At 45.7% G+C, this 26,714-nt stretch carries 21 protein-coding genes; 10 read left to right on the top strand and 11 right to left on the bottom strand.

Going from position 1 to position 26,714, the window contains the following annotated elements; genetic code table 11:
- Positions 1 to 260: 260 nt before the first annotated feature.
- The 5 genes from RID53_RS04640 (at position 261) to RID53_RS04620 (ending at position 9,203) form a co-directional block, all read left to right on the top strand.
- Positions 261 to 2,255, top strand: coding sequence for a tetratricopeptide repeat protein (locus RID53_RS04640; protein WP_446387005.1), 1,995 nt, complete (start codon positions 261 to 263; stop codon positions 2,253 to 2,255).
- Between the two features lie 351 nt (positions 2,256 to 2,606).
- Positions 2,607 to 3,161 (top strand): protoglobin domain-containing protein, encoded by a 555-nt coding sequence (locus tag RID53_RS04635; RefSeq protein ID WP_446387004.1) that lies wholly within the window; start codon positions 2,607 to 2,609, stop codon positions 3,159 to 3,161.
- 156 nt (positions 3,162 to 3,317) lie between these two features.
- Complete coding sequence (locus RID53_RS04630) at positions 3,318 to 3,965, top strand: GTP-binding protein (RefSeq protein WP_446387003.1); 648 nt, start codon at positions 3,318 to 3,320, stop codon at positions 3,963 to 3,965.
- A gap of 510 nt (positions 3,966 to 4,475) precedes the next feature.
- Positions 4,476 to 6,611 carry a pentapeptide repeat-containing protein gene (locus tag RID53_RS04625; protein ID WP_446387002.1) on the top strand — a complete coding sequence of 712 codons (2,136 nt, stop codon included), beginning with the start codon at positions 4,476 to 4,478 and terminating at the stop codon, positions 6,609 to 6,611.
- Between the two features lie 276 nt (positions 6,612 to 6,887).
- On the top strand, positions 6,888 to 9,203 hold the full coding sequence (locus RID53_RS04620) for a pentapeptide repeat-containing protein (RefSeq protein WP_446387001.1): 2,316 nt from the start codon (positions 6,888 to 6,890) through the stop codon (positions 9,201 to 9,203).
- Positions 9,204 to 9,270: 67 nt separating this feature from the next.
- Here RID53_RS04620 and RID53_RS04615 read toward each other — a convergent pair whose 3' ends face one another.
- The 4 genes from RID53_RS04615 to RID53_RS04600 form a co-directional block, all read right to left on the bottom strand.
- Positions 9,271 to 9,492 (bottom strand): hypothetical protein, encoded by a 222-nt coding sequence (locus RID53_RS04615; protein ID WP_446387000.1) that lies wholly within the window; start codon positions 9,490 to 9,492, stop codon positions 9,271 to 9,273.
- 59 nt (positions 9,493 to 9,551) lie between these two features.
- Positions 9,552 to 10,913, bottom strand: coding sequence for a D-alanyl-D-alanine carboxypeptidase (locus RID53_RS04610; RefSeq protein WP_446386999.1), 1,362 nt, complete (start codon positions 10,911 to 10,913; stop codon positions 9,552 to 9,554).
- A gap of 130 nt (positions 10,914 to 11,043) precedes the next feature.
- The gene (locus RID53_RS04605; protein WP_446386998.1) at positions 11,044 to 11,931 is read right to left on the bottom strand and encodes an inositol monophosphatase family protein; all 888 of its coding nucleotides are present in this window, start codon (positions 11,929 to 11,931) and stop codon (positions 11,044 to 11,046) included.
- A 108-nt stretch (positions 11,932 to 12,039) separates the two neighbouring features.
- Complete coding sequence (locus tag RID53_RS04600) at positions 12,040 to 12,234, bottom strand: hypothetical protein (protein ID WP_446386997.1); 195 nt, start codon at positions 12,232 to 12,234, stop codon at positions 12,040 to 12,042.
- A gap of 261 nt (positions 12,235 to 12,495) precedes the next feature.
- Between RID53_RS04600 and RID53_RS04595 the strand changes: the two genes are divergently transcribed.
- Positions 12,496 to 12,921 carry a DUF1824 family protein gene (locus tag RID53_RS04595; protein WP_446386996.1) on the top strand — a complete coding sequence of 142 codons (426 nt, stop codon included), beginning with the start codon at positions 12,496 to 12,498 and terminating at the stop codon, positions 12,919 to 12,921.
- A gap of 89 nt (positions 12,922 to 13,010) precedes the next feature.
- Here RID53_RS04595 and RID53_RS04590 read toward each other — a convergent pair whose 3' ends face one another.
- Both RID53_RS04590 and btpA read right to left on the bottom strand, forming a co-directional pair.
- Entirely contained in the window at positions 13,011 to 13,985 is a 975-nt protein-coding gene (locus tag RID53_RS04590; RefSeq protein ID WP_446386995.1) for a vitamin K epoxide reductase family protein, read from the bottom strand.
- A gap of 56 nt (positions 13,986 to 14,041) precedes the next feature.
- On the bottom strand, positions 14,042 to 14,893 hold the full coding sequence (btpA, locus tag RID53_RS04585) for a photosystem I biogenesis protein BtpA (protein WP_446386994.1): 852 nt from the start codon (positions 14,891 to 14,893) through the stop codon (positions 14,042 to 14,044).
- A 537-nt stretch (positions 14,894 to 15,430) separates the two neighbouring features.
- Between btpA and rimO the strand changes: the two genes are divergently transcribed.
- The 3 genes from rimO to thrC all read left to right on the top strand — a co-directional run bounded on the left by rimO (position 15,431) and on the right by thrC (position 19,658).
- Complete coding sequence (gene rimO, locus RID53_RS04580) at positions 15,431 to 16,768, top strand: 30S ribosomal protein S12 methylthiotransferase RimO (RefSeq protein WP_446386993.1); 1,338 nt, start codon at positions 15,431 to 15,433, stop codon at positions 16,766 to 16,768.
- 115 nt (positions 16,769 to 16,883) lie between these two features.
- A complete protein-coding gene (locus RID53_RS04575; RefSeq protein WP_446386992.1) occupies positions 16,884 to 18,278 on the top strand; it encodes a DEAD/DEAH box helicase in 1,395 nt (464 codons plus the stop codon).
- Between the two features lie 261 nt (positions 18,279 to 18,539).
- Positions 18,540 to 19,658: a threonine synthase gene (thrC, locus tag RID53_RS04570; RefSeq protein ID WP_446386991.1), complete on the top strand. Its 1,119-nt coding sequence runs from the start codon at positions 18,540 to 18,542 to the stop codon at positions 19,656 to 19,658.
- Positions 19,659 to 19,808: 150 nt separating this feature from the next.
- Here thrC and RID53_RS04565 read toward each other — a convergent pair whose 3' ends face one another.
- The 4 genes from RID53_RS04565 to RID53_RS04550 all read right to left on the bottom strand — a co-directional run bounded on the left by RID53_RS04565 (position 19,809) and on the right by RID53_RS04550 (position 24,189).
- The gene (locus RID53_RS04565; protein ID WP_446386990.1) at positions 19,809 to 20,582 is read right to left on the bottom strand and encodes an HAD-IIA family hydrolase; all 774 of its coding nucleotides are present in this window, start codon (positions 20,580 to 20,582) and stop codon (positions 19,809 to 19,811) included.
- A 46-nt stretch (positions 20,583 to 20,628) separates the two neighbouring features.
- The gene (locus RID53_RS04560) at positions 20,629 to 22,275 is read right to left on the bottom strand and encodes an iron uptake porin (protein WP_446386989.1); all 1,647 of its coding nucleotides are present in this window, start codon (positions 22,273 to 22,275) and stop codon (positions 20,629 to 20,631) included.
- Positions 22,276 to 22,489: 214 nt separating this feature from the next.
- Positions 22,490 to 23,509, bottom strand: coding sequence for a phosphate ABC transporter substrate-binding protein PstS (gene pstS, locus RID53_RS04555; protein ID WP_446386988.1), 1,020 nt, complete (start codon positions 23,507 to 23,509; stop codon positions 22,490 to 22,492).
- Between the two features lie 134 nt (positions 23,510 to 23,643).
- Positions 23,644 to 24,189, bottom strand: a complete 546-nt coding sequence (locus RID53_RS04550; protein WP_446386987.1) for a hypothetical protein — start codon at positions 24,187 to 24,189, stop codon at positions 23,644 to 23,646.
- Between the two features lie 615 nt (positions 24,190 to 24,804).
- Between RID53_RS04550 and RID53_RS04545 the strand changes: the two genes are divergently transcribed.
- Entirely contained in the window at positions 24,805 to 25,881 is a 1,077-nt protein-coding gene (locus RID53_RS04545) for an ATP-dependent 6-phosphofructokinase (RefSeq protein ID WP_446386986.1), read from the top strand.
- A 180-nt stretch (positions 25,882 to 26,061) separates the two neighbouring features.
- On the opposite strand, the gene RID53_RS04540 is transcribed toward RID53_RS04545, so the two are convergent.
- A complete protein-coding gene (locus RID53_RS04540; protein ID WP_446386985.1) occupies positions 26,062 to 26,283 on the bottom strand; it encodes an NACHT C-terminal alpha/beta 1 domain-containing protein in 222 nt (73 codons plus the stop codon).
- Between the last annotated feature and the right edge of the window lie 431 nt (positions 26,284 to 26,714).

The raw sequence follows: 26,714 nt of genomic DNA, 5'->3' as shown, positions 1-26,714 counted from the left end.
AATTTTATTTGATTGAAGATAAAAATCAAACCAATTTGAGTGATGTAACACTTATATCTGGCGTTTTATAAAAAATTGAGTCAGGATAGATTTAGGGGAATGTCTATATTTTTGCCCGGAGAAAAAACTGAGGATATGGCAGGTGATAACAGGTCGTTGTCAGTCTGTATTATCGGTAAGACCAAACCAATTTCCAGCTTAGGTTAGGGTGACTAGGCTGAAGTATGAGGGTCATTGTTAGTTTTATATAGCAGCAATCGATGAGTGGAAATAAATCAAGATATGAATTGCACTTTCATGGTTTAGTGCAAGATGCGGTGACGGTTGACCCCAGTCAAGCAAAACAGATTTATCAGCAAACGTTGACTCACCCGACTTCGATCTATCAGTTACCGCTGCCACTGGCTGATTTTACAGGTCGCCAAGGGGAACTCGAACGCATAACCCAGGTGCTAAGACAGGCAACATTGGGTCAAGAATCCCAGGCGGCGATCGCACTCGTCACGGGTGTCGCAGGTGTGGGCAAGTCGGCTTTAGCAGTGCAAGTTGCCCATGAGTTACAATCTGAGTTTCCCGATGCTCAACTCTATATCAACCTGCGTGGAAGTGAAGGACAACCTCTCGACCCCTTAGACGTACTTGCGGGGTTTCTGCGGGTTTGGGGTGTGGAGGATCAGTCGATGCCTCAAAGTTTGAGTGAACGTTCTCAACTGTATCATTCTGTGATAGCAGGGAAACGGGTATTAATTATCCTGGACAACGCCCGCGATGAGTTTCAGATTCGTCCTTTACTCCCTAAATGTTCCACTTGTGCGGTTTTAATTACGACTCGCCGCCAGATTAACGGGTTGGAGGAGGCGACGATTGTCGAGTTACCGATGATGAGTGAACCCGAGGCGCGATCGCTCCTGGAAAATCTTATTGGTGCAGAGGTAATCGCGGCTGAACCAGACGCCACTCAACAGATTATGGCTCAGTGCGATTATCTGCCGTTGGCGCTACGGATTACAGGGGGTTTTCTGCGCCAATCCCCCCACTGGCAACTGGCTGATTATGCTAGTAAACTTAAGCATGAAAAACGGCGACTGGCACAAATGCACCTGAGTGATTTGTCGGTGCGCCCTAGCCTTATCCTCAGTTATCAGTCACTGGATGAAGCATCGGCGCGTTTGTTCCGTTTACTGGGACTTTTAGTCGGTGTCAATTTTAAGGCAGAAGTTGCGCCAAGGTTGTTAGAGGTGGAATCTGCGATCGCGCAGCACTCTTTTGATACGTTAGTGGCATGGCAGCTTGTCACCCCAGTGAGTCCAGGGCGTTACCGTTTCCATGATGTGGTGCGCTTGTTTGCCCGAGGACAGTTGGCGCAGCAAGAACCTGCGGATGTGCGACAAGCGGCTCGATTACGCCTGAGTCGCTGGTATCTGGAGACGGCTGAAATGGTGGATTTGGCGATTAATCCAGAAACTCGTCGCCAGTTGGTTCAATCTGTGGTTAAGGGTAAAGAGCAAGTACCTACGGAGCGTCGTTGGTTGTTGACGGCTCTATACTGGTTTGAAATCGAGCGACCGAATATATTAGCCTCGGTGGAGTGGGCGCATCAAGCGGAGGCGTGGGATGTGGTGGTGTCTCTAGCTCAGAATTTGGTTAATTTCTTTAATACCCATGGGTACTGGGGAGACTGGGAACGCACTCATGGATTGGCTTTGGCAGCCAGCCGAGAATTAGGCGATCGCGACAAAGAGGCGCAGACACTGATTAATTTGGGAAATGTGTATTCGTTAGCCAGTCAGTGGGAAAAGGCGAACCAATGTTATCAGCAGAGTTTGGGTATTTTTAACGAGTTGAGCGATCGCCCCGGAATGGCAAAGACGTTCAGTAATCTGGGGAATGTGTATTTTCAGCAGCAGCAGAACCAGGACGCGATCGATTGCTATCAGCAGAGTCTGTCCATGTTCCAAGAGTTACGCGATCGCTACCGAGAAGGTCAGACGTTAGCCAATATGGGTATTTTCTCTGCTCAAAATAATCAGCCAGAACAAGCTATTCAGTTATGGCAAGACTCGCTAACAAAACTTCATCCAAACTTGCCCAAGTTTCAACGAGTCGCTGAATGGTTACAGTCGATTAAAGGACAAAGCGTTGAAACTTCTTCTTCTACTCAGACGCCTCAGCCTCAGCGTCTCATTCTTTATTGGGGGGGCGCATTTATCCTGATAATGAGTTTAATTCTGTCTATCATTATGTTAACAGGGTGAAACATCTAATCTACTGGCTCGTTTTTAGAGCTACACAACTCTAAAAATTAGCTTCATAAAACTATACAGGCTTAACGCCAAAAAATTACCAGATCGTCCGGATTTGGGAGAAAATTATGGAAAAGCTTGAATAGCATGAATGGGATAGCTGTCGCCATAAAGAGTAGGATAGATTGAACGGCTTAAACAAGCACGTACACATAATAAACCTGATGCTATCTGCCTTTTACCATTCATTCAAAATATTCATAGTTTTATCATAAACCAAGCAGACAATACTCTAGAAAAATTGCTAAAACTAGAGAAGACTCTATTTTGAGACTTACCCTAAACTCCAGATCAGAGAAAAATATGACCCTGAACGCTTATGATTTTTTGCAAAAGATGGAATTTCGGATTCATTTCACTGAAACCGATAAATCCCTCTTGAAATCCCATGCTGATTGGGGAAAAGAAATTGCACCAGAGGTAGCCGAACAGTTCTACGCTTACTTAGGCAGCGATCCAGAAATGAATGCAATTTTAAATCACACACCTGATCGCATCCATCGGCTCCGGGAAACCTTTGTTCAGTGGTTTTACGAAATGTTTACGGGTATGGATGACTGGGGGAATGCTTATGCTGAACGTCGTTGGCGGATTGGCTTAGTGCATGTGCGAATTGGCATTGGACCTCAACATGTTGTTCCGGCGATGGCAACGGTGATACGAGATATAGACAAACGACTCAAAGCCAATGACAAACCTGCTGAATTGCAAGAAGCACTCAGTCGAATTTGTATGATCGATTTAGCCTTCATTGAGCAAGCCTACATTGAAGTCAGTGCAGCCGCCGTACTTCAAGAAACAGGCTGGACTGAACGTCTATTTAAGCGACTCATTGCCGCCGGAGCCAGTTCCGTTTAAATGGTTAGACAACACTAAAGGTTAGCTAATTAATTTCGGCTGTAGTGCAATTCCGGGTAATTTTATATGTTTTTACAGTGGTGTGCTGTAAGGAAGTTACTCGCTTAACGGATCTGACGTTCATAAACTTAGGTGAAATACTGCGGAGAAAATATAATGGAAACAATGCGTCTTGTCGTAACCGGAACAGTAGGTGCTGGTAAATCGACGTTTGTGCGAACTTTTAGTCAAACGACAGTAATTGACACAGAACGCAAAGCGACAGATAACACATCGTTAATGAAGAAACGCACAACTGTTGCTTTCGATTTTGGTACGCGAATTTTAGGTCGGGATATGGAGTTACAAGTTTATGGGACTCCCGGTCAATCGCGCTTTGATTTTATGTGGGATTTATTGATTCGTCGCGCTCATGCCTATATTTTACTGGTAGCAGCCAATCGTTCTAGCTCTTTTAATGATGCTCGCGAAATTATCTCGTTTATGAACAGCCGAGTCCAAATTCCGATGATAATCGGTCTAACTTGTATGGATTTACCTGGCGCTTTGGGACAAGAGCATGTTGCCTTTGCCCTCGGCTTTATGAATGACAAAAACCGACCGCCCATTGTTACACTAAATCCGAATGAAAAAACGTCAGTTTTTGAATCATTAATGGTGTTAATGGCTCACCAGTTGTTACAAAGTAGTAAGAGCAAAGGAAATACCGCCTTGGGAAATGTGGGAGGTAGTCGTCAAGCTGAATCCCTGAAGTCAAGAACGAAGTATCAGTGGCCCAAGCAACAGTTTTCATCCGGGCTATAGGATTTGATACCAAGTTGCGTTCTAACCTGTCGTATGATATCGAAGCGAAGAATCTGGTCTGAACCATCAACGGTGAAGACAGTACACAATGGCTATCCTTACTACCCCAGCCAAGACGGTGGGAGGGATAGCCGCTTTTGGGCGACGTTCCAGAAAGCTAGACTAAGGTATGATGAAGAATAGACTTGTCTTAGCAAGGGTTAGCTAACTTACTTATGCGATCGCAGTTGCTCCTTCTCCCGTCGGCAAAATTTGGCTAGTGCAGTGGGGTGGTCAGTACTGACCCGCGAAAATCTCCCTTGCACGCCCCTATACTGCTCGGCTAAGAAGAGAGTTCTAAGACGCTGGGGGAGCTAGTAGCTGTTCAGTTATTTCTATCTTCTTGCACTAGAGGAGGAGAGGGAGAAGAATTAGAGCTGATCCGAGCTGTATTGTCTATTCCGTATGCTACTAAACTATAACGATGACAAAATTTTAATCCTATAATTATTGTCAACATTTTTTTGGATCATGACGGGGCGCATCTTGCCAGAAGGCGAACAATTGAATGTATCAGGTGAGGACATTTCTGGGTCTGACTTCAATATTCAGCAGGCTCAGGAGGTTATTTATCAATTTTTGATCAAAATTGTTCATCACAATCCTCCAGAAACTGTATTACAAGAGTTTCGCCAATTATTTGTATTTGGTAAAGAGCCGAGTGAATCTCATGTAAAAACGGCACTTGATACAATTGTTGCCAGTAAAAATGACCAAGAATTCAGGAATACTTTAAAACGATCTTGTTATATTTTAATCAATAACTGGTCTTCAAAACGCCGTTATGATTTTATTCAAAACCTGATTCACTTAGTTGGTGAGCCTCCGCTTAAGCCGACAACTCTATCCCCTTCCATGAGTCGGCTAAAAGGGTATGTTGCTAATTTTGTTGATAGCCACGATTATCAAGAACTGAAATTATTTTCGGCTCCCTATACGGCTGAATCTGAAGCCGAACAACAGCACTGGAGTCATCGGTATACATCTTATTTATTAGTTCCTCAATATCTGGACTCTCGCAATCCAATTGAACAGCGAGAAACTGCCAAAAATTTGTCTAGACGGCTGAGGAAAAAATTTAAGTTTGATCTAGCCATGTATACGGCTCGATATGATTCTCCTAATTTTAACTCCGATAAAAAAATTAGTAATCCAACTCGTCTAGGTCCTCACGTCATCCAACTGATTAAAAAAATAAGCTCTCGGCAACTCTTGGTTAATTGCCGAAGTTATGCTGATCATTTAAACCAATACGTTGAAAATCAAAGCTACCAAGACTTTAAACAGGATTTAAAAAAGTATTTGTTGTTTTTAATTAATACTCCTGTTTATTCGGAAATACTCGATCAGTATTTATTTGCTCGATTAGATAGTCTTTATGAAAATCATCATCTTAAACCGATTAGTGGTGACTTACTACTACGAACATGTCGGCGAATGATTGAGGTTCTAACAACTGAAGATGGTCGAGAACCTTCGACTCTATTTATTTTGTTAACGAATCGTGGCAACCCTTTAACCTTAGTCGTGATTCTCCTAAAAATCATTTTAATTTGTAAATATGCTCAAACGCATCTTGATGTTTGTATTGCTCAATTAATCCGATATTACGAAAATTCTACTGAAAAAGACTGTCAGTGGCTGATTAATTTCTTGGAAGTTTTCAAGATTATTTTTGCTATTTGTACCGAAGACACTCAATATAACATCGTTAAACTTAGTGATCATGACGATGAGCCAGATGCTTATGTTATGGATCTTGATAACTATCGCGTCTTTTCTCAATTGAAAGGAACGGATCTGCGGAGCGCTGATTTAAGAGGAACAGATATCCGTTATATGGATCTGAGAGCAGCAGATTTACGGGAGGCTGATTTGGCGGGGGCTGATTTGAGCAAAGCCGACTTGAGTCTTGCCAAACTCAGTCAGACAAACTTAAGCGGTGCGATGCTTGATCGCACGGAGTTAAGCGGTGCGATGCTTCAAGAGGCTAATTTGAGCGGTGCGAGTCTCAGTGAAGCCAATCTACGTTGTTCTGACTTGCGACAAGCTAATCTATGCTGTGCAACTTTAAAAAGTGCTAAACTACGTCGTGCTAATCTCCAGCAAGCCGATCTGAGTAGTGCTGACTTAAGTAATGCTAGCTTGAATTCTGCGAATCTAGTGAATGCCAACCTGCGCTATGCTGATCTGAGCAATGCTGATCTCAGTAAAGCCAATCTTAAGGATGTAGATCTCAGGGATGCTAATCTTAGATGCGCTCAACTCAATTGGACTCAGCTAAACCACGCCAATTTAAGTAGTGCTAACTTGGATCGGGCGGATCTCAGTTATGCCAGTTTGTGTCATGCTAATCTTCAGAAAACGAACTTAACTCGCACAGATTTGAGCAATAGTAACCTCAGTAGAAGCGATATGAGTAAAGCTTTGCTACGTCACGTTAATTTGACGGGGGCAAATCTCAATCATGCTAATCTTATTGGTGCCAACCTGTTTAATGCAAATCTCACGGATGTGAAGGTTAAGGGAACTCGATTTGGAAATAATTCTGGACTCTCTGAGCCAATGAAGCGAGAACTCAAACAACAGGGTGCAATTATTGGGTAAGTAGGTGGGAAAATTTAAAGTTAACGGTGAGGACGTCATTGGTCATTGGTCATTCATCCTTTGTAAATTCTCTGTCCCATCTTCCCCATCTTCCCCATCTCCCCCATCTCCCCTGTACGCCTGCTCCCCAAGATGCTACGGATTTTGGTTAGAATAAATATTTCCGATAAAGGATATTTGGGGAAAAGGTTAAACTAGAGGCAGAGACTGTCGCCGCTATGGAGGAGTAGAGACAAATAACCACCAGGATTAGCCAACTCAGATTTTGCCTATTTTATGGAGGGGCGCATCATACCAGACAATCAGCAAATCGATTCTTCGGCTGATGGAGAATCAAAGCAGCAACGGATTCAGCAAGCTCAGGAGGTTATTTTTCAATTCCTACTCGAACGAGTGGAAAATGACCCTCCTGAAACTGTTTTGCAGGACTTTAAGCAGTTATTTTTTTCCAGTGAGTGTACACAAAATCCAGACGTTGCTCGCTCAATGTATGAGCTGCTTGAGCAAAAGAATGAGCAAGAATTCAGAAATACTCTGAAACGGTCTTGCTATATTTTAATTAACAATTGGTTGGCAAGTCGGCGCTCAGACTCGATAGAGGAGTTGATTCAAACGCTGGCTAAGGTGGACTCAGTTAAATCTACTGTATCTCAGATCCTGAATCGTTTGAGAACGTGGATTGCTAATTTTATTGAAAGCCAGGACTATCAAGAACTTAAAGTCTTTACCTCAAGCCGTACCGAACGTCGAGGGTGGAGTCATCGCTATGCTTATTATTTATTATTACCGCAATATTTAGATTCTCAAAATCCAGTTGAGCAGCGGGAATTAGCTAAGAAAACTGCAAAACGGTTAAAAGAGAAGTTTAAATTTGAGCTAGCAATGTACACCGTGCATTGTAATTCGCCAACCTTTAAAAAGGAACCGCCGCCGAATCCTACTCGACTGGGCAATGGAATCATTCGCCTGCTCAAACAACTGATATCGCGTAAGTTTCTGCACAGTTATTCTCATACGGCTGATTTGTTTGTTCAGCAGAGCAAAACGCTTACTTATCGAGACTTTAAGCAGAAATTAATCGACTATTTACTCAGTTCAACGAGTCCTCACCAGTCGATTGATTTTTTCAAAAAGACCCTGACTGAAAAACTTGAGATCCTCTATGAGTCATACAATGAGGAAACGACGACCATGGAGTTATTACTGCGAACCTGTCGGCGCACCTTGGAATTTTTAACCACAGAAAATGGGCAGGAACCCTCCCCGCTCTTTATCACTCTCACCAGCCAAGGTAGTCCTCTGACAATTGTAATTCTCCTGCTCAAAATTATTTTATTGTGTAATTATGTTCGCACTCATTTAGATAATTGTATTGCCAATCTAATTCGCTATTACGAAAAATATCCGGAAACAGAATGTCGCTTGTTTATTCATTTTTTGGACATTTTTAATGTTGTATTTGCCATTTATACCGAGAACGTGCAATTTGATGTTGTCAAAATTAAGAAGGGCGAATCTGAGGTTTCTGAGTTGGAGGCATACCGTATTTTTTGCCAGTTGAAAGGCGCTGATTTACGGGGGAGTGATCTCAAGGGAGCCGACATTCGCAATAGTGATTTGAGTGCGGCGGATCTACGGGAAGCGAATCTGAGCAGTGCGGATCTGAGTGAGGCAAATTTGAGTCTAGCTAAATTGGGAGGCGCTAATTTAAGTAGTGCCATACTCATGGGGGCTGATTTAACGGTTACTGACTTGAATTCTGCCAATCTCAATGGCGCTAACTTAAATAACGCCAATTTGAGTCGTTCCAATTTGCAAAACATTAATCTGCGTCGCGCCAGTCTGATGGGGGCGAAACTGCGACATACCAACCTCCAACAGGCGGATCTCAGCCATGGAAATTTGAATCAGGCAATTCTCACGGGTGCCAATCTCAAAAATGCCAATTTACGACAAACTAGCCTCCGGGAAGGGGATTTAAGTGAGGTTGACTTGAGTGAGGCGAACCTAAGTCAGGCGAATTTAACGGGTGCAGATTTACAGCACAGCCAGTTGGATCAAGCCACTTTAGAGGGAGCAATTTTAGAACAGGCGAATCTAAGCGAAGCCAGTCTATTCAGAGCTGATTTAAGCCAAGCTAATCTTAACAATGCTCAATTGAATCAGGCGATGTTAAGGGGAGCTAATTTAAAGGAGGTGCGATTGCGTCGTGCTATCCTCAGTCATGCTAATTTAGAAGGGGCAAATCTGAGCCGCGCTGATTTGAGTCGTGCTGATTTAAGTCATTTAAATCTCAGGGGAGCCGATTTGAGTCAGACGTTTTTGCGTCATGTCAATTTGACGAATGCAGATTTAAGACAAGCGAATCTCACAGGCGCAAATCTTTTCAATGCTAATCTGAGTGGTGCGAAGGTTGAGGGAGCAATATTTAAGCAAAATGCGGGGTTGTCGGCGGCTCAGGGGCGAGAATTAGAACAGCGAGGGGCTACGGTTGAGGTGAGCAAGCTACAATCTCGCGATCGCAATGTCTGGAAACATCCCCTTCCCCCAGATTCTCCTTCTTCCCTATTGCCGAACCAATCTGAAAATTAGTCATTTGTCATTCGTCATTCGTCATTTGTCATTCGTCATTTGTCCTTTGTTACCGTTTACCCGTTCGCTACTCAATAGATTGCCGCCATTCTTGACCCAGACGAACGGCTTCATCAAAGGTGGGATCATTTTCAAAGCTGCCTGCCACTTTCATCCACCAAGGAGTTTCCTGCTCTTCCTGCTCAAGCAAGCCAGCAAGTAGTTGCTTCAACTGGGCTAGCTCTGACTCTAAGGCTGCAACTCGCGCTTCGAGACCTTGAGAGCGGTTGTCAAGTTGCTGGGATGTCATAGTTAGTCATTTGCCATTTGTTATTTGTCCTTTGTCACTGTTTCCCATTCTCTATTTGCTCATAATTCATTGACAATTTCATTGCTAGAGGTTTTATTGACTCGTTCTGGATTTGGTTGTAAGGTTTCGGGCAATGATTGAACGCCTCCCCACTGGCTAATAAAACTTTGCAGCAGTGCTTCTTGTTGGTTGCGAAATCCTTCTAAGTTGTAACCCCTATTCATCGTCGAAAACCAGATAATTCCCTGCTGCTGCGTGGGTAAAGCTCCGCCTAAAGCGCTGACATTATTTAAACTTCCGGATTTAACAATAGCAAATGGGGGAAGTGGACGTTCGTTTAAAATACCTTCATCTTGTCCAACAACCGCCAAGACATCGCCAAGGCTCATGTTATAAGGTTGAAGATATCGGGAAATGGCGAGAAATAAACCGGAAGCTGCACGGGGAGAAATCTTATTTTGATCGCTTAATCCAGAACCATTAACTAATGTAATTTCCGCTTGAGGAACGCCTGCGGCGGCGGCGGCTTGTTGGGCAACAACATTCGCTCCCCCGACGGAGTTGGCGAGCATGTCCGCCATTTTATTATTACTATATTGATTCATTTTTTTGATCAGTTCAGCCAGGGGGAAGGAATAGTGGCGAATCAGGGGTTGGACGTTGCTAGGAGGGGTGGGGGAGACTTGTACCGAACCCGCGATCGCAACTTCAGGTTTGGGGGTGTCTGGGGGTAGGGTTTGATACTGAGTTTGGGCTTCAGGTGTCCACAGTTGAGCATTTAACCCTTGTCTGAGGAGTGTCCCTGATTTGAATGGGTCAAACTCAAAGTTCATGTAAAATTTGCCTGTGATGATTAAATTCCCCGCTATCTGCTGAATACCCATCTGATTCAGGAGATTACCGAGTGCGATCGCTTCTTCCCAGACAAAGAATGGATCGTCTCCCCCTTCAATCACTAAGTCTCCCTGGAGAACGCCGTTTTCCACCGCACCCGTTGCGCCAATCAGGGTAATGAATTGGTGATCAGGACCAAAGGTTTGCAATGCAGCCAGGGAGGTGGCGACTTTGGTGATAGAAGCCGCAGGTAAGGGAACCGTACCTTGATAATTCGCTAGCAGAGTATCCCCCGCTTGAATCCAGATCCCATGATTTTCCTTGGCAAATCCTTTGGCGGCTAAACCATTCATGTACTGCTCAATTTGCGCTTGAATCGCCGGATTAGGATTATCCGGGGAAGCGAGTGAGGGAATCGCTGGTTTTTGTGTCAATTCCGCTTCTGGTGGACTTTCGGTGACTGAGACACTATCGATCTCGTTTTCGTTGGCGGAAGGTTGGGAGGGATTAGATTGAGGAGAACATCCGGCGGTAAAGGTTAGCAGGGTTAGGGATAGTGCAGTCGTCAAGGACAGGGGTTTGAGCATTGGAATTATACGAATTACGGATTATGATTTCCCAATCTAGACTGTACTATAGCGTTTCTCATCTTATGTGGGGGGCAGGGCGCAAGGATGGTGCCCCTACAGCGCCCAATGACTAATGACTAATGACTAATCAAGCAATTTGACTTCCCCACACTTGGTTTTCTCGCTCAATTTCCCCCAAGAAGTTACAAAACGTTTTTTCGTGGTTTTGCTCCCAACGCTGAATAATATGAAGAATTTCTCGTAATAGATAGCCGGAACCACAGGCAACATAATCGACAATATATTCCGATTCCAGACTGAGAGATGCCAGAGAATTGCCACGAAAATCAACCAGATAACCGCCGGCTAATTTTAAAATTGGATAGGCGAGCAAACTATAATTATCTGAAACATGACGACATTCGACCATGAAATCAGCAGCGCCTCGGGCGATTTCACAAAATTCCATGGCTGAGTTATCGATTGAGCGAATATCCCGACAGCATATCCACAAGGGGAAACTGCCGCTCAATGCTTCTTTTGCCCGATGATAGCCGGGACGCAAATAGGCGATCGCATCCTCTAGGGAGATTTGAGAGTGACAGTAAATCTGAGTGTAGTCTTGACTGTGAGCGCTTCTGAAATAGGCAGCGCTCCGGGTTCCATAGTAGCAGTCTCCGGTGCGTAATCCTTGTACATAAGCAAATTCTAAATCTCCTAAAGTCACATCCAATGTTTTTGATGTGATGGCAATCACTAAAGACGGGTCACCCACTTGACGTAACCAGTTGGATGTCCCGTCGATCGGATCGACAAATATAGAATAGCCAGCGTAAGGATTTAGCTTCGGGTGTTCTCCTTGGAGATAAAGGTTGATGGGATAGTCGGCTAAACAAGAACAGATAATTTCACCCGCTTGGTGATTAATTTCATGTTCAGCTTTTCCATTGATGATTGACTGATTTTGGTAAGAAAGATTGTCTAAAAAAGTGGTTAGGTTTTCGGCAATTGATGAACAGATGGGTAGGTAATCCATAATTCAAGAACTCCTCTGGGGAGATCTATACCCTCAAGGTTTCCTGGTAATACGCCATGAACAGTAAATATTACCTGGACTAATGGGCATAAATTCAGTAAATATGTACTACAGGTGACTGACTAATTTAGTCTTACTGGAGACAGTCGGCAGATTAAATAGCCGCTCTAGTTCTTGGACAGGTTGACGATGAGTGGTATCAACGCTGGGCATTTCCTGCCAGCAGTGTGAACAGAACCAGTAGAGGCGATGGTGGCTAATGTGCCGGAGTAAGGGATGGGAGCAGCAGGGACAAGTATTCATAAATCTTGCAGATTTTTTCTTTTGATGTTTTTTTATGTATAAATATTATTTTTACGTAAAAATGTTTACTAAATCTTGATCGATATCTCTGATAACTTGTGATAATAAATCAAAAAATATGTGATTGGTTTTACATAAATTGAGTGATCAATATCATGTTGAAGTGATACCAAATCCGCTTTTGTCACCCTTTCTGCCTGGGAACCCTCTGCCTTGAAGCCTTTTGCTATATCATCGATCACGTTAGTGTCATCGCCAGTTATGTCTACCCAAAACTCTACCCCTCTCACCATCTCAGACGCTCAAGCACTCCTCGAACCCTTCAACTGTATTGAGAGTCAACCTGTGGTGTCAGACTCCGAAAAAGAGAAACTGCGGCAAGCCTTAGGGTTACTTGCCGAACATTCAGATTATCAAATTTTTGGTATTTGCGCGAATACAGCGGCTCAGGGTTTATCGGCGCTCAAAACCTATGCTCAAGCTTTAGGGTATCAACCGAATCTTGACCTGACTCCGATTGAGGGAGCGGTGTATATCAAATATAACGGCAATTCAGGATTGTGTTATATCGATTCCTATACGGGTGAGCATCGTGGTGTTTTAGTTTCCTGCCAATCTTCTTTTGAAGGGGGTATTAATGACATGTACGGTCATCTCCCCCTCGATTTATTTGCGTCATCAGATTAATCGATTTGTATCATATCACCTGAGCCAGTAGGGGAGGCAGAGCCTCAAGAGGACTGTTCCCAGGCTGAGCCTGGGAACGAGGATGTGTCTCACCGAGGCAATCGATACTTAAAGTCGCGTTTTCCTTGGTAGTCCGTTAAATCTGCCAATGTTTCCAAACTCTGAACCCCAGGATACAACTGACCATTAATTTCCCAAGTCGGATACCCTTTTATTCCTGCGGCTTGGCACAGTTTAGGCTGCGGATTTTTCCCAGCCGAATTACACTCGATATAATCGATTTCGCTAAAGGCTTCTTTGCCAAATAACTCCTTTTGATCGTGGCAATGGGGACAAGTAAACGCACCATATTTTTTAGCACCAACGGCGGTAAGATGACGAGCGAGTTCCATTTCCGCTTCGCCAGAGGTGGTGGTTATTTTCCAGCCGTAGGGGGCTTTAGGCGCAGTGGATATCTGAGGAATCACGCCGCTGTCTACTCCGCTAGCCGTTGTCTGTTCACCACTCATGCCATAAACACCCAAGGTGCCAATCAGCGCTACCATACCGACAACAATGCCTGTGAAAAACAGTTGTCCCACATCTTCCCACTCACGCCCAATAATCGTCAGCACAAATAAGGCAATTGAGCAGAAGGCGGATACCAGGCAATAGATACAAAATGCTCCAATGACAACGGACATGAGATAGACAAGGTAGCCACTGAAGACAACCATGGCGGTTGAGCCAGCAAACATCAGCAGCCAACTCCCATCGTCTACTTGTCGGCGAAAGTCTTTGTTATCTGAGGATTTGACAAGTTGGGGCGCAAAGGCAAATACCGCGATCGCAGTGTAGGCTAAAAAGCCAAACAAGCTTAGGGGAACACCAAAAAGCCAAGCATAACTACTACTTAAGACAGCTTGACAGTTGATTACACCGCCTGTGGGACATACGGCTTCTTTAAATACCCCAGTTTCCACCAAGGTAAGGTAAGCCGTATCTAAAGCACCAAGAATCGCGATCGCACCAATAAGCGGGCGAGACTGGCGATGAATCCAGGGAGCAGAACGTCGGCGTCTCATATTTATCAATCAGCACTAGGAATTTCAGGAGCAATCGAAAAGGTTACGATTCACTCTTACTTAGAATGTAACTTGACCGAAGACATGGGTTGCGGCGATGCTTTCGTGTTAACACTACGTCGTGCCGCTTCTACAAATTGACTGACGCGAATCGGGTCAATGGGTTGCTCAATTCGTCCCCGTCGTTTCAGGGAACTGGAGACAATTACTCCGTCGGCGGCTTGCATTAAGGTGGGAATATTTTCCCAGTTAGCACCACTACCGATAAACACGGGCGTTCCATTGGCGGCGGCTGAGGCGAGTTCTAAGTCTTCTAGACTGGGAGGACTCCCCGTTGCCCATCCGGAGAGGATGACGCCATCGGCTAACCCTCGTTCAATGGTTTCTTGTACCGCTGTGGTCAAATTGGGTGATCCCAAGGGACGTCCATGCTTGACTAGGACATCGGCTAAAATTTGTACATCACTACCGAGTTCTCGGCGATACCGCAACAGTTCATAAGCCTGTCCTTCGATCAACCCTTGATCCGTTGCCATGACGCCAGTGAGAACATTCACCCGGATAAACTGGGCTTGGACACAACTGGCGATCGCGATCGCGCTTTGGGCGTCATTACGTAACACGTTGATCCCCACAGGTAATGTGACCAAATTCATCAACCGTCCCATAATTAAGGTCATCGCACTGACGACAGCGGGATCGACTTGGTTTTTGGTGAAGGGAGCATCAAAAAAATTCTCCACGATTACCCCATCAACTCCCCCTGATGCCAGTGCTGTCGCCTCTTGTTCGGCTCGATCAATCACCGCTTTTAAACTCCCTCCCCAACGGGGAGACGTTGGCAGGGGTAACAGATGCACAACGCCAATGATGGGATTGGGTGTCTTGAAAATTTGTTGTAAGTTCACGTATCTACCTGAAAACCGTTCACAAGAATTTGAATATACTCAGGTTTGACAACCACAGAGATTCTCTATCTAACTAATTCGATGGATTGACAAATGAAATATACCATGGTAAATGACAGCATAAATCTCTCAGAATCCTAACCATCGCCTAATTCTTAAGCACCAACCGCTCAGTAGGGTAACGTCAGCAGACGCTCGCTAATAGTCGCCCTTCCCCCAGTCAAGCGTCAAGTTAGATTAAGTTACCGAGTGTATTGCATATATTAATAAAATTTTATATAAATAAGTAACGGGGTTAAACTAGAGCAACCAAAGAACATCCGGACTGGTGGAGCGTGGGTAAACTCTAAGACTATGCCCCTATGAATCAAGTAAAGCTGGGAAAAAATAAAGTGATCAGGATTGAATCAGCCTGAACTCAGGAGAGGTTCTCTCCACAAGGGTTACAGGGAACTGCTCACGACTCATGCTTACTGATTAGGAGCGCTGGAAATCAAGCGCTACTCCACTCTAGTGCCGATTGTAGTAGATAACCGCATGGGCAACAAGCCAACCATTGCCATTTCTCATTTAGGCTGTGAAAAAAATCGTATTGATACGGAGCATATCCTGGGTCTGCTGGTTCAAGCGGGCTACCCAGTCGATAGCAACGAAGATTTAGCCGAATATGTTATTGTAAATACCTGTAGCTTCATAGAGGCAGCGCGGGCAGAATCGGTTCGCACGTTAGTCGAGCTAGCAGAAGCCAATAAGAAAATTGTTATTGCTGGCTGCATGGCACAACATTTCCAAGAGAAATTGTTGGCAGAATTGCCAGAAGCTGTAGCTGTAGTCGGAACGGGCGATTATCAGAACATCGTCGAAGTGATAGAACGGGTAGAAGCAGGAGAACGGGTCAAAGCCGTTTCAGCCGAACCCAGCTATATTGCGGATGAAACAACGCCGCGCTATCGCACAACCTCAGAAGGAGTCGCTTACCTGCGCGTAGCAGAAGGATGTAACTATCGGTGCGCCTTCTGCATCATTCCGTATCTGAGGGGAAACCAGCGATCGCGCACGATTGAATCAATTGTGGCGGAAGCTGAACAATTGGCGTCCCAAGGCGTGCAAGAATTAATCCTCATTTCTCAAATCACAACCAACTATGGCGTCGATCTGTATGGAGAACCCAAGTTAGCTGAACTCTTGCGAGCATTAGGTAAGGTGGATATCCCCTGGATTCGGATGCACTATGCCTATCCGACGGGTTTAACCGAGCCAGTGATAGCAGCAATTCAGGAAACGCCTAATGTTCTGCCTTACTTGGATTTACCCCTACAGCATTCCCATCCAGAAGTCCTGCGTGCAATGAACCGTCCTTGGCAGGGGCGAGTGAATGATCAGATTATTGATCAGATTAAAGCCGCCTTGCCAAATGCGGTGCTGAGGACTACCTTTATCGTCGGGTTTCCTGGCGAGACAGAGCAGCACTTTAACCATTTGCTGCAATTTGTCCAGCATCACGAGTTTGACCACGTTGGTGTCTTTACTTTTTCTCCCGAAGAGGGTACACCAGCCTACAACTTGCCCAATCCAGTCCCCCAAGCCGTCATGGAGGAGCGTCGCCAGACGCTGATGGCAGTTCAACAGCCGATTACGTTGAAGAAAAACCAAGGTGAAGTGGGCAAGATCGTTGAGGTTCTGATTGAGCAAGAGAACCCCTCAACCGGAAAACAGATCGGTCGCTCAGCTCGATTTGCCCCCGAGGTCGATGGATTAGTCTACGTCCAAGGCGAAGCCCCCTTGGGGACCATCGTGGAAGTAGAAATCACCGATGCTGGCATCTATGACCTCTATGGTTCTGTAGTCCCTAGTCCACTGTTAGTTGTCGGTTAACTAGAGTCGATTCAGGGTAAGGGAATGTTGGCGATTGCCAACGGCTTAACCCAGATTCTTGATCACTGACGACTGACCTTAACCATCACGAAAAACTCACAACAACCGTTAAATTATGACCCTTTCATTCAATAATCTGGGCTTATCTGAAGAGTGCCTCCATCAACTGGAAAAATTAGGTTTTGATACACCAACGGAAATTCAATCTCAAGCCATTCCGGAACTGTTGGCAGGGCGAGATGTGGTCGCTCAATCTCAAACCGGTACAGGGAAAACCGCTGCCTTTTCTTTGCCGATTTTGGAACAGCTTGATCCTAATGCCCGAGGCGTACAAGCCTTAATTCTTGCCCCAACACGAGAATTAGCCCGACAAGTGGCAGATGCCATTCGGGACTTGACCAGCAAGCGCCGTGTCGGTATAGTCACCGTCTACGGAGGACAATCCATTGATCGCCAAATTCGTCTGTTACAACGTAATGCTCAAATGGTTGTCGGGACGCCAGGGCGAGTGATTGATTTGCTGGATCGAGGAGATCTGAAATTAGATCAAGTCAAATGGGTGGTCTTAGATGAAGCCGATGAAATGTTGAGCATGGGCTTTATCGATGATGTCAAGAAAATCCTCAAGCAAGCCCCCAAAGAACGCCAGACTGCCTGTTTTTCGGCAACAATGCCGAAGGCGATTCGGGATTTAGTCAATCAGTTCCTCAAATCCCCGGTGACGGTAACTGTAGAACTACCCAAAGCCACCCCAGCACGGATTGAGCAACGGGTTTATATGATCCCCCGGGGCTGTTCAAAGTCCAAAGCCCTACAGCCGATTTTGGCACTGGAAGACCCGGAAGCAGCATTAATTTTTGTGCGGACGCGGCGGTCAGCAGCGGAACTCACTAGCCAGTTACAAGCGGCTGGTCATAGTGTGGATGAGTATCACGGCGACCTCAGCCAAAGCCAACGGGAGCGTTTGTTGTCCCGATTCCGCCAGAGTCAGGTGCGCTGGGTGGTGGCGACGGATATTGCCGCACGCGGTCTGGATGTAGACCACCTCACTCATGTGATTAATTATGACCTGCCAGATCAGGTGGAAAGTTATATTCACCGGATTGGTCGTACCGGACGTGCTGGGAAAACCGGAACCGCGATTTCCTTGATTCAACCCTTTGAACGGCGCAAACTGCACCAGATTGAACGGAAAGTCCGGCAGAACTTACAAGTGTCTCGGATTCCCACGCGATCGCAGATCGAAGCGCGGCGCTTGGAGAAATTGCAAGATGAGTTACGCGAGGCACTCACCGGAGAACGTATGGCATCATTCCTGCCGATTGTGCGGGAGTTGAGTGAAGAATACGACCCTCACGCGATCGCTGCCGCCGCTTTGCAAATGGTCTACGATCACACGCAACCGGAGTTAGCCGCCATCGAGATTGAACATAAAGTAGAACGTCCGAAACTGGTGAAGCGTCGGAATAACAAATCCAAAGAATCGGTCACTCATAACCGTTCTCGGTAATTGATTGAGTTCATCCCATGACCAATAGGCGTGGGATGAATTTGTCATTTGTCTTATGTCATACTCGCTTCGCGAGAAGCAAGCTACGTCTTATGTCGAAGAGTTCTTGCACTTAGTTAGGGCGGGTTTAGTGACATCTGGGTGGCAAGCAGCGATAATGGTGAAACCCGCCCCTACAGATGTGCTATGGCATGTCTGGTCACTCAAACGTTTTTTCGGGTCATTTGTATTATATGACCAACATCAAGTAAAAAATTACCCATGACTCTGTCTGCTACCAATACCCCTCAAACTACAGATACTTTTACTAAACCTAGTCAATGGTCGGGTCTAATTGAGACGTATCGGTCTTATTTACCCGTCACCGCCTCAACTCCCGTAGTGACTCTCTTGGAGGGAAATACGCCTCTAATCCCCACCCCTGCCCTTTCAGAAGCGGTAGGCAAAGGAGTCAAGGTATTGGTTAAATATGATGGTCTTAATCCTACAGGTAGCTTTAAAGACCGGGGTATGACCATGGCGATTTCTAAGGCAAAGGAAGCCGGGGCAAAGGCGGTTATTTGTGCCAGTACTGGGAATACCTCTGCCTCGGCTGCGGCTTATGCGACTCGGGGTAATATGCAAGCGTTTGTGTTAATTCCGGATGGGTATGTCGCCTTGGGGAAATTGGCGCAAGCCTTGGTGTATGGGGCGCAGGTATTGGCAATTGAGGGAAATTTTGACGACTGCTTGCGAATTGTCCAGGAGTTAGCGGCAAATTATCCGGTAACGTTGGTGAATTCGGTCAATCCCTATCGATTGGAAGGTCAAAAAACGGGCGCGTTTGAAATTGTTGATAATTTAGGGAATGCTCCTGATTGGTTGTGTATTCCGGTGGGAAATGCCGGAAATATTACCGCGTACTGGATGGGCTTTTGCCAGTATCATCAACATGGGAAGTGCGATCGCTTACCTCGGATGATGGGATTCCAAGCGGCTGGCGCGTCACCGTTGATTCTGGGTGAACCCGTGGCGCATCCGGAAACAATCGCCACCGCGATTCGGATTGGTAATCCAGCCAGTTGGGAGAAAGCTGTTGCGGTAAAAGATGCCAGTCAGGGACAGTTTAATAGCGTTACTGATGAGGAAATTCTGGCAGCCTATCGCCTCTTAGCATCAAAAGAAGGAATATTTTGTGAACCCGCTAGCGCTGCATCGGTGGCGGGGTTATTGAAAGTGAAAGATCAAGTTCCCACGGGAGCAACGGTGGTTTGTGTGCTAACCGGGAATGGGCTAAAAGATCCGGATACGGCGATTAAACATTGCAACAACCAATTACAGCGAGGAATTGAGCCAACGACAACTGCTGTCGCTGATGTGATGGGATTAAGTTCAACCTGAATGCAGTAAGCGATTGAAATCGCTGCTACACAAATGTATGCGAAGCCTTCCCGAAGGGTAGTCCGCCTGCGCGGACTGGATTATAACGGGGATAGTTAACCCTGATTGGGCATTATATCGTGTCCGGTTGATCACTTGCGATATAGCTAATCAAGGGACTAAATCTCCTACTCCCGCCAAAACATAATGGGGACGATAGGCGAAATGGATTAAATCCTCATGGCGGGTGACTCCAGACAATACTAACGCCGTCTCAATTTCTGACTCAATTCCGGCAATAATGTCAGTATCCATGCGATCGCCAATGATGGCTGTATCTTCGCGACGACAGCCTAACTTTTTCAGGGCGTGACGCATCATCAAGGGATTTGGTTTGCCGACAAAGTAAGCTTTTGCCCTCGTCGATAATTCCAAAGGGGAAATTAACGCCCCTGTCGCAGGGACAATTCCTTTCTCACTCGGTCCAGTTAAGTCAGAATTGGTACCAATGAGTTTTGCCCCTTTCATCACTAACCGCGCCGCCTGTTCTAATTTCTCAAAGCTATAACTGCGTGTCTCGCCGACTACTACATAATCGGGGTTGGTATCATTCATGGAAAAGCCAGCATCATACAGCGCATTTGTCAACCCCGCTTCCCCAATCACAAAGGCACTTCCACCGGGACATTGTTGAGCCAAAAATGCCGCCGTTGCTAAGGCGCTGGTGTAGAAATTCTCCTCTGGGACTTCGACACCGAGTCGTTTCAGCTTCTCCCGCAACTCCCGAGGCGATCGCTCGCTACTATTGGTGAGAAACAGAAATTTCTTGTCCGACGCTTTCAACCAGTCCACAAATTCCTCTACTCCTGGTAGTAAGCGGTTGCCGTGATAAATCACGCCATCCATATCACAGATAAATGCCTGTTTGCCGCGTAGCTCATTCATCTACTGCTAGTCTTAACAATTCTGGACTAAATATCACCCCGTCAACCTAAAAACTAAAACTGGTTCGCATCAATCCCACCCAAAGGGTATCATTATTTGCATTATGTTCAGGATTGGTAATCATCACCAAGCCGGGAGTTATCGAAATTCGATCACTTAGAGGATAAGTATAGGATAATTCAAAATGCAACGAGGTATCCTCATCTTCTCGCTCAACAATATCATTATCGGTCACTTTCGGCGGCATCCCCACCACAAAATTTAATTGACTACCTAATTTCCCCACATCCAGCACAGCCAGTGTAATTGCCCAACTCCAGATCTCTGCATCGACGCCGGATGAACCACTCAAACCACTCACAGTCGGTGAACCTTCCGCATTTGCCTGAAAGTAGCTCAGCCAACCACCTAGAATCATCTGATCGTTTAACTTATAGGTCGATTGTAAGCCCAAAGCGTTGGAGGAAGTAGCGGTACTTTCACCAAAAGGTAACTGAGCCAATTCACTGCCCTTCGACGCGGTTATATTAACCGTTGAACCGGGTTCAGGGGCATAATATCGACCATAGGTTAACGCCATGCTTAACTCGTCTGATGGGGTAAACGTTACCTGACCTAAAGCCGTATATTGACCATTGAAAAGTCCCTCATCTGGATTGCTACCCGACGTGGTTAAATAGCTCACCCCAGCAGCAAGTTCATCGGTAAATTGGTAGTAGGCGACGGTTCCTGCACCAAAGGCAAAGGAGTAAATCGGGCTTTCCGCACCAAAATTAGAAATAGAGGAAACCGGATTCAGCGCCGGAAAAATCCGAGTCGGAAAATCAGCCGCTGGCGCGATCGCCACGATGCCGCGATCGCCGAGGGGGAATTCGTAAAATAGGGTACCAATGCTCACATCATTGCCCGTATTTGTCGCACCAATCAGACGAGTCATATCGGTTCCCGTCACGCTACTGCCAAAATTATTCACATTCCCAGCTTGTATCCGGGTTCGCAATCGATCTCTACCCGTAAAGCTGGTATCGAAGCTAAGGCTAACACGGGATGAGAGGGTGAGCGTTTCATCCAAGTCTGCTGAGGGTTTTTCGCCCCTAGGAACCGCCTGGCGATCGCCAAACGCTCCGGCTATATTAAAATTTACACTGCCGCGTAAAATTGTTGTCGTACTGAATGTCTGATCCTCCAGACGCATAACGGCTGCATCTAGAGTATCTACTTCTGTAATCACTGTCTCTAATTCTGTGGCAAAGTCGGCTTGTAACCGTTGCACCGTGGCTAAATCGTCTTCAGTAATTCCACTGGTTTTGGCGTCATTAATTAACCCTTCAATCCGACTCAAACAAAGGTTCAGTGTCGCCGCAAATTCATAACGGGTTAACGCCCGATTGCCCTCAAAGGTTTGGTCAGTTGAACCCCTTAAACAACGGTATTTTTCCACCAAACTCCGCAATGCCTCATACGCCCAATCTCTCGGACTCACATCCCGCAACTCACTCACTGGGGTAATTTGAGCCAGGGAAGAATCCGGTTGGCGATCGTCTTCAATGGGCAACCCAAGTGTTGAGGCTGTCGGCGGATCAGGAAATGGCAGATTAATCGGATCAGCTTGTGCTGAAACTGGGGATACAATTAGGAGATGATAACCCAGTATTGCTGATGTTACTGGCAATAGCGCACTCTGTTTGTTCATGATTTTTCCTTTAGTCCTCCTCATCCCCAACCCGAGTTTTTCATCTGACGTTTCACTCACTGCCTATAATGCCAGACACTTGGCGCTTATCGAGGGAACTTGGCGCCTGTGTCGGGCGGGTTTAATTCCATCTGGGTGCAACCGAAAAGATAGTAGTAAAACCCGCCCCTACCTTCTCCATTTCCCTAATTTATTCTGCTGAAAAGTCAGGTTTTTAATAGGGGCGAACCTTCAATTCTGTATTCACTCTTTCGATCACCTTTTGGGCGACATCTTCTGGAATTCTGGTGTATTCTAGCTCTTGATTCAACTCTTGTCCCCGCGTCATGATCCATCTCAACACGTCTTGAGTGTCTTGGACAAGGGTTTGATTTGGATATCTTTTATAGATAAGTAGCCAGGTTAAACTGACTAAAGGATAACCCTCCTCTGGATCATTAATATTGTCCGTAGTAAAATCCTGGTTAAACGTGACATTTGCCAGAGCTTTCTTGGTTTCTGCTAACGTCGGTTTAACATAACGACCCGCTTGGTTTTCCAACCGAGCCACAGGCAGATTATTTCTCTGGGCAACACCCGATTGAACATACCCAATTGCCCCATCAATGCGCCGCACTTCTGCCGCCACACCACTATCTTGGGGACGCGCCGCGAAAATATCAAATCCCCAATCGGGTTCTCGGCTGGCTTCTATCTTTCCCCCACTAATTTTATTCAAGTATTTCGTCAAAACAAAGGTAGCACCGCTACTGTCTGAGCGCACGATAACTTGAATTTCTTTATTCGGAAAGCGGGGATTCACCTGTTTCCAATTACCAATTTGACCCGTGAAAATCTTGGCAAGTTGTTCGCGAGAGAGTTTAATATTCGTGGGGACATCTTTAAGATTATAAACAATAGCAACCGCCCCTCCCCCAGTCGGTACCATCAGCAATCCATCTTCCACTTGATTTTCCTCAATCGGAGTGGGAATTAATGTGGTTGCCCCAAAGTCTACGGCTCGCTCCATAAATTTGCGAATCCCACCGCCACTGCCAATGGCTGTGTATTCAAACGTTTTGCCAGTTTCCTTTTCGTATTCAGTGCTATAGCGTTGGTAAAGGGGTTCAGGAAACGAAGCGCCAAACCCTTTAAGAACTTGAGCAGAAACAGCACTTATCGTCAAAGGAATAGTCGTTGCGGTTAATGTCACAGCTATAAATTTCGACCAATTCGCAAATGTAAATGTCTTCATAGGTCTCTGGTGTCGTGAGCAACAATTTTTCACCGAAGTAGGGGAAAGTCAATACTCCTCAAATCCTTACCCAGGACAAAGGAGAAAGAATAAATGACACTCCCCAGCCTTTAACGTTAATGTTTCCCGCCGACTTATGAACGCTGTACTCTATGAATAGTGATTTGCTGCGTATCCGCCGGAATTTCAAACCAGAAATCATTATCAAGCACAATTTCATAGACAAATTGTCCTAGACGGGTACTGCGCCACGTACTGACTATGGAGGCGTTGGGTTCCCACCGTTTGAGTGCTTTGATCACATCTTCGGGAACCGCACTCCGCTCAATTTCTTCGTCTACCTCAATAATTTGTCCATTGGGAGTCACATCAGCAACGAATTCAAAGCCTTGCTGGTTTTGACCTCTTAATTCATAAACAATAGACCCATCCGGCTTCATTTCAATATTTGCCGCTGTGGGTTCACCACCCGTTACCGTTCGCGCAGCCGCCATAACTGGAAGGGGTACGTCCTCAAGGGCTATTTGTCGTTCAATTCCGCCAAAGGTTTGGGCGAGCAAAACAGTTTGGGGATTAGGGATGGATTGAGCCTTTGCTTCACCTAAATTAATGGAGGAGGTAAGAATAGCCATTCCTGTGGCTATCACTATTCTCCACTTAGTCGTTGTACTGAAAGCCATTAACGTCTTTGCTTTTTGTTTTTCTTTCAATCTCTAGAAAATACACAAGCCCGATAATTTTGTCAAGTCATAAATCTCTTGAAGAAAGTTTGAGTATTTATGTATGCACAATAAAGTGCATTTGTCAAGAAAGCGGTTCTAATCTAATGACAAAGGAAATTCCTCTAAGACCTGGTTGAGCCATGTTTTGGATTGAAGCAGGGCTTTCTAATCATCATTGTCTTAATCACAGTGCTGCTTGATACTCTCAGCTCACAGAAAATTGGCTATCTTGGACTAGATGTTCACAAACACAGGAAAGGTTGAGGTTTTTGCCATGAAGGGATTTAGAACCCTGTTTGCCAATATGGGTTAACGCTGACTACCCTAGACGTACCACTGATCAAGCATTTTTGAGGCAAACGACTCTCAAAAGACGAGTGCCACAACTGCACCACTCAAGCGGACTTGCACTCAATCCTAATTCAGCTTGATTCTAATCCCAAACAGTAAAACTGTGGTTGTGGTTCTAGGGTGTCGTCAGACTGTCTGGGGAGTAAATCTGGATTTGATGCATCAAACAGCCTTCGTTCAAACGATTCACATCCACAATAGAACACAACTTGAGATTGACCTATGGAAACTCGCAAACGGATTGGTCTACTCACCAGTGGCGGTGACTGTCCCGGATTAAACGCGGTCATTCGCGCTGCCGTTAGACATGCTACCCTGAGCTATGATTGGGAAGTTTTAGGCATTCCCTACGCCACCCAAGGGTTATTGGAGGGCAAATCAGTCTCACTGAATGTTCATGGTCTAGATAGTCGGGGGATCGACCCACTCCTCAGTACGGGCGGTACTATCCTCGGTTCAGTTAATAAAGGGGATACCGAGGCTCAAGCCGAACAGATTATTGCTGGTTATCAGAAATTAGGTCTGGACGCCTTAATTGTCATCGGGGGTGATGGGAGTCTGGCGATTATGAATCAGCTTGCCCATAAAGGGAATATGAATATTGTGGGCGTCCCCAAGACGATTGATAATGATGTGGCGTTCACCAATTTAGCCGTTGGTTTCGATACGGCGGTGAACACCATTGTTGATGCCCTATCGCGCCTCTCCTATACAGCCGCCAGTCACGATCGCGTAATGGTGGTTGAGGTGATGGGGCGCGAAGCCGGACATCTCGCTCTAAATGCCGGGATTGCTGGCGGTGCTGATGTAATCCTGATCCCGGAGATTCCCTATTCTATTAGTGGTGTTTGTAAGCATATCACCGACCTGCGCGATCGCTGGAATCGCCGCTTTGCGATCGTTGTTGTGGCTGAGGGGGCGAAAACCATTGAGGGTCAAGAACGCTACTACACAGACGCCCTCGGTGAAGTCAGGCTGCGGGGTATCGGAGATTATGTCGCGGATCAGATTTCTCACTTCAGTGGGGATACAATTGAAGCGCGGGTGACGGTATTAGGTCACGTTCAACGGGGTGGTGCGCCCTCTGCATTAGACCGTTTGCTGGCTACCTCCTTTGGCAAAGCGGCTGTCGATTTAATTGCCAAGGATGACTATCAAAAAATGGTCGCTTGGCAAAATGGAGTGGTTGTCAACATTCCCATTGATGAGGTGACTGGCAACAGTCCGATTTTAGTGGATAGTCATCATCCTCTAGTGGAAACCGCTAAAGCCCTCGACACCTACGTTGGAGATTTGTAATTGACACCATCACGGCGGTACTTAGACAGTTTCTGGCACAATTTTTTGTCTAAGTACCCCATAACGGTTCAGTTGAGGCAAGCTAGAGTAAACTATTCAAAATTACCGCTTATCCAAGCAGTATTGCGCGAGAACCCAGGAATTCATTAGGGTATATCCAAGGATAAAACTCAGCGAATTTTAGCCATAAGTTTGGTGAGTGTGATCGTGTCTGAGTTCAGTTAAAAGACTTGAATTTATTGCCGCGATCGCACGTATCCAATCGACTACATCTGCGATTAGCTGACTTGATACAAAATAGTCTAGGGAAATGGGATCAAGGCGTTTGTCGGTGATGATACAAATCCTACCCTCAAACTTGATCAATTCTGTAATAAATGTATCCCTGTAGAGGCAACGCAAGGTGTTAACTTAAGCCACAACCCCCTCACCCCCAGCCCCTCTCCCACCAGGGGAGAGGGGAGCAAGAAGGAATAATTATTAATAACAGGACTTACGCAGCCACACCAGATATACTGGTTAAGGTGCGTTACGCTTCTCAAACTCGCTTAACTCTGTAAGAAATGTATCCCTGTAGGGGCACGGCATTGCCGTGCCCTTACCAAGTGAGGAGTTGCCGATGATGCATTAAACACCAAGAGGCGTTTATAATAGTCCCATTATTTATAATATAAAATAATGCAAGAAAGCCTTTATTAGTCATAAGTAGGTGGACACAATTAAAGTGAACGGTTGAGATTAGGGAACAGGGAACAGGGAACAGGGAACAGTAAGGGTTTGAGGGCAATTTGCAAAACTTAACACAGTACCGTTTTCTTTTGTCCGACTACTTA

This window comes from Coleofasciculus sp. B1-GNL1-01 (assembly GCF_040220235.1).
In the GTDB taxonomy this organism is placed as follows: Bacteria; Cyanobacteriota; Cyanobacteriia; order Cyanobacteriales; family Coleofasciculaceae; genus Coleofasciculus.
The sequence above is the reverse complement of the archived record's forward strand: the minus strand, read 5'-3'. Positions and strand labels throughout refer to the sequence as shown.

Excerpts from the sequence above, each read along its gene's own strand:
- RID53_RS04640 (WP_446387005.1), top strand. The coding sequence starts at position 261 with ATGAGTGGAAATAAATCAAGATATGAATTGCACTTTCATGGTTTAGTG.
- RID53_RS04635 (WP_446387004.1), top strand. The coding sequence starts at position 2,607 with ATGACCCTGAACGCTTATGATTTTTTGCAAAAGATGGAATTTCGGATT.
- RID53_RS04630 (WP_446387003.1), top strand. The coding sequence starts at position 3,318 with ATGGAAACAATGCGTCTTGTCGTAACCGGAACAGTAGGTGCTGGTAAA.
- RID53_RS04625 (WP_446387002.1), top strand. The coding sequence starts at position 4,476 with ATGACGGGGCGCATCTTGCCAGAAGGCGAACAATTGAATGTATCAGGT.
- RID53_RS04620 (WP_446387001.1), top strand. The coding sequence starts at position 6,888 with ATGGAGGGGCGCATCATACCAGACAATCAGCAAATCGATTCTTCGGCT.
- RID53_RS04615 (WP_446387000.1), bottom strand. The coding sequence starts at position 9,492 with ATGACATCCCAGCAACTTGACAACCGCTCTCAAGGTCTCGAAGCGCGA.
- RID53_RS04610 (WP_446386999.1), bottom strand. The coding sequence starts at position 10,913 with ATGCTCAAACCCCTGTCCTTGACGACTGCACTATCCCTAACCCTGCTA.
- RID53_RS04605 (WP_446386998.1), bottom strand. The coding sequence starts at position 11,931 with ATGGATTACCTACCCATCTGTTCATCAATTGCCGAAAACCTAACCACT.
- RID53_RS04600 (WP_446386997.1), bottom strand. The coding sequence starts at position 12,234 with ATGAATACTTGTCCCTGCTGCTCCCATCCCTTACTCCGGCACATTAGC.
- RID53_RS04595 (WP_446386996.1), top strand. The coding sequence starts at position 12,496 with ATGTCTACCCAAAACTCTACCCCTCTCACCATCTCAGACGCTCAAGCA.
- RID53_RS04590 (WP_446386995.1), bottom strand. The coding sequence starts at position 13,985 with ATGAGACGCCGACGTTCTGCTCCCTGGATTCATCGCCAGTCTCGCCCG.
- rimO (WP_446386993.1), top strand. The coding sequence starts at position 15,431 with ATGGGCAACAAGCCAACCATTGCCATTTCTCATTTAGGCTGTGAAAAA.
- RID53_RS04575 (WP_446386992.1), top strand. The coding sequence starts at position 16,884 with ATGACCCTTTCATTCAATAATCTGGGCTTATCTGAAGAGTGCCTCCAT.
- thrC (WP_446386991.1), top strand. The coding sequence starts at position 18,540 with ATGACTCTGTCTGCTACCAATACCCCTCAAACTACAGATACTTTTACT.
- RID53_RS04565 (WP_446386990.1), bottom strand. The coding sequence starts at position 20,582 with ATGAATGAGCTACGCGGCAAACAGGCATTTATCTGTGATATGGATGGC.
- RID53_RS04560 (WP_446386989.1), bottom strand. The coding sequence starts at position 22,275 with ATGAACAAACAGAGTGCGCTATTGCCAGTAACATCAGCAATACTGGGT.
- pstS (WP_446386988.1), bottom strand. The coding sequence starts at position 23,509 with ATGAAGACATTTACATTTGCGAATTGGTCGAAATTTATAGCTGTGACA.
- RID53_RS04550 (WP_446386987.1), bottom strand. The coding sequence starts at position 24,189 with ATGGCTTTCAGTACAACGACTAAGTGGAGAATAGTGATAGCCACAGGA.
- RID53_RS04545 (WP_446386986.1), top strand. The coding sequence starts at position 24,805 with ATGGAAACTCGCAAACGGATTGGTCTACTCACCAGTGGCGGTGACTGT.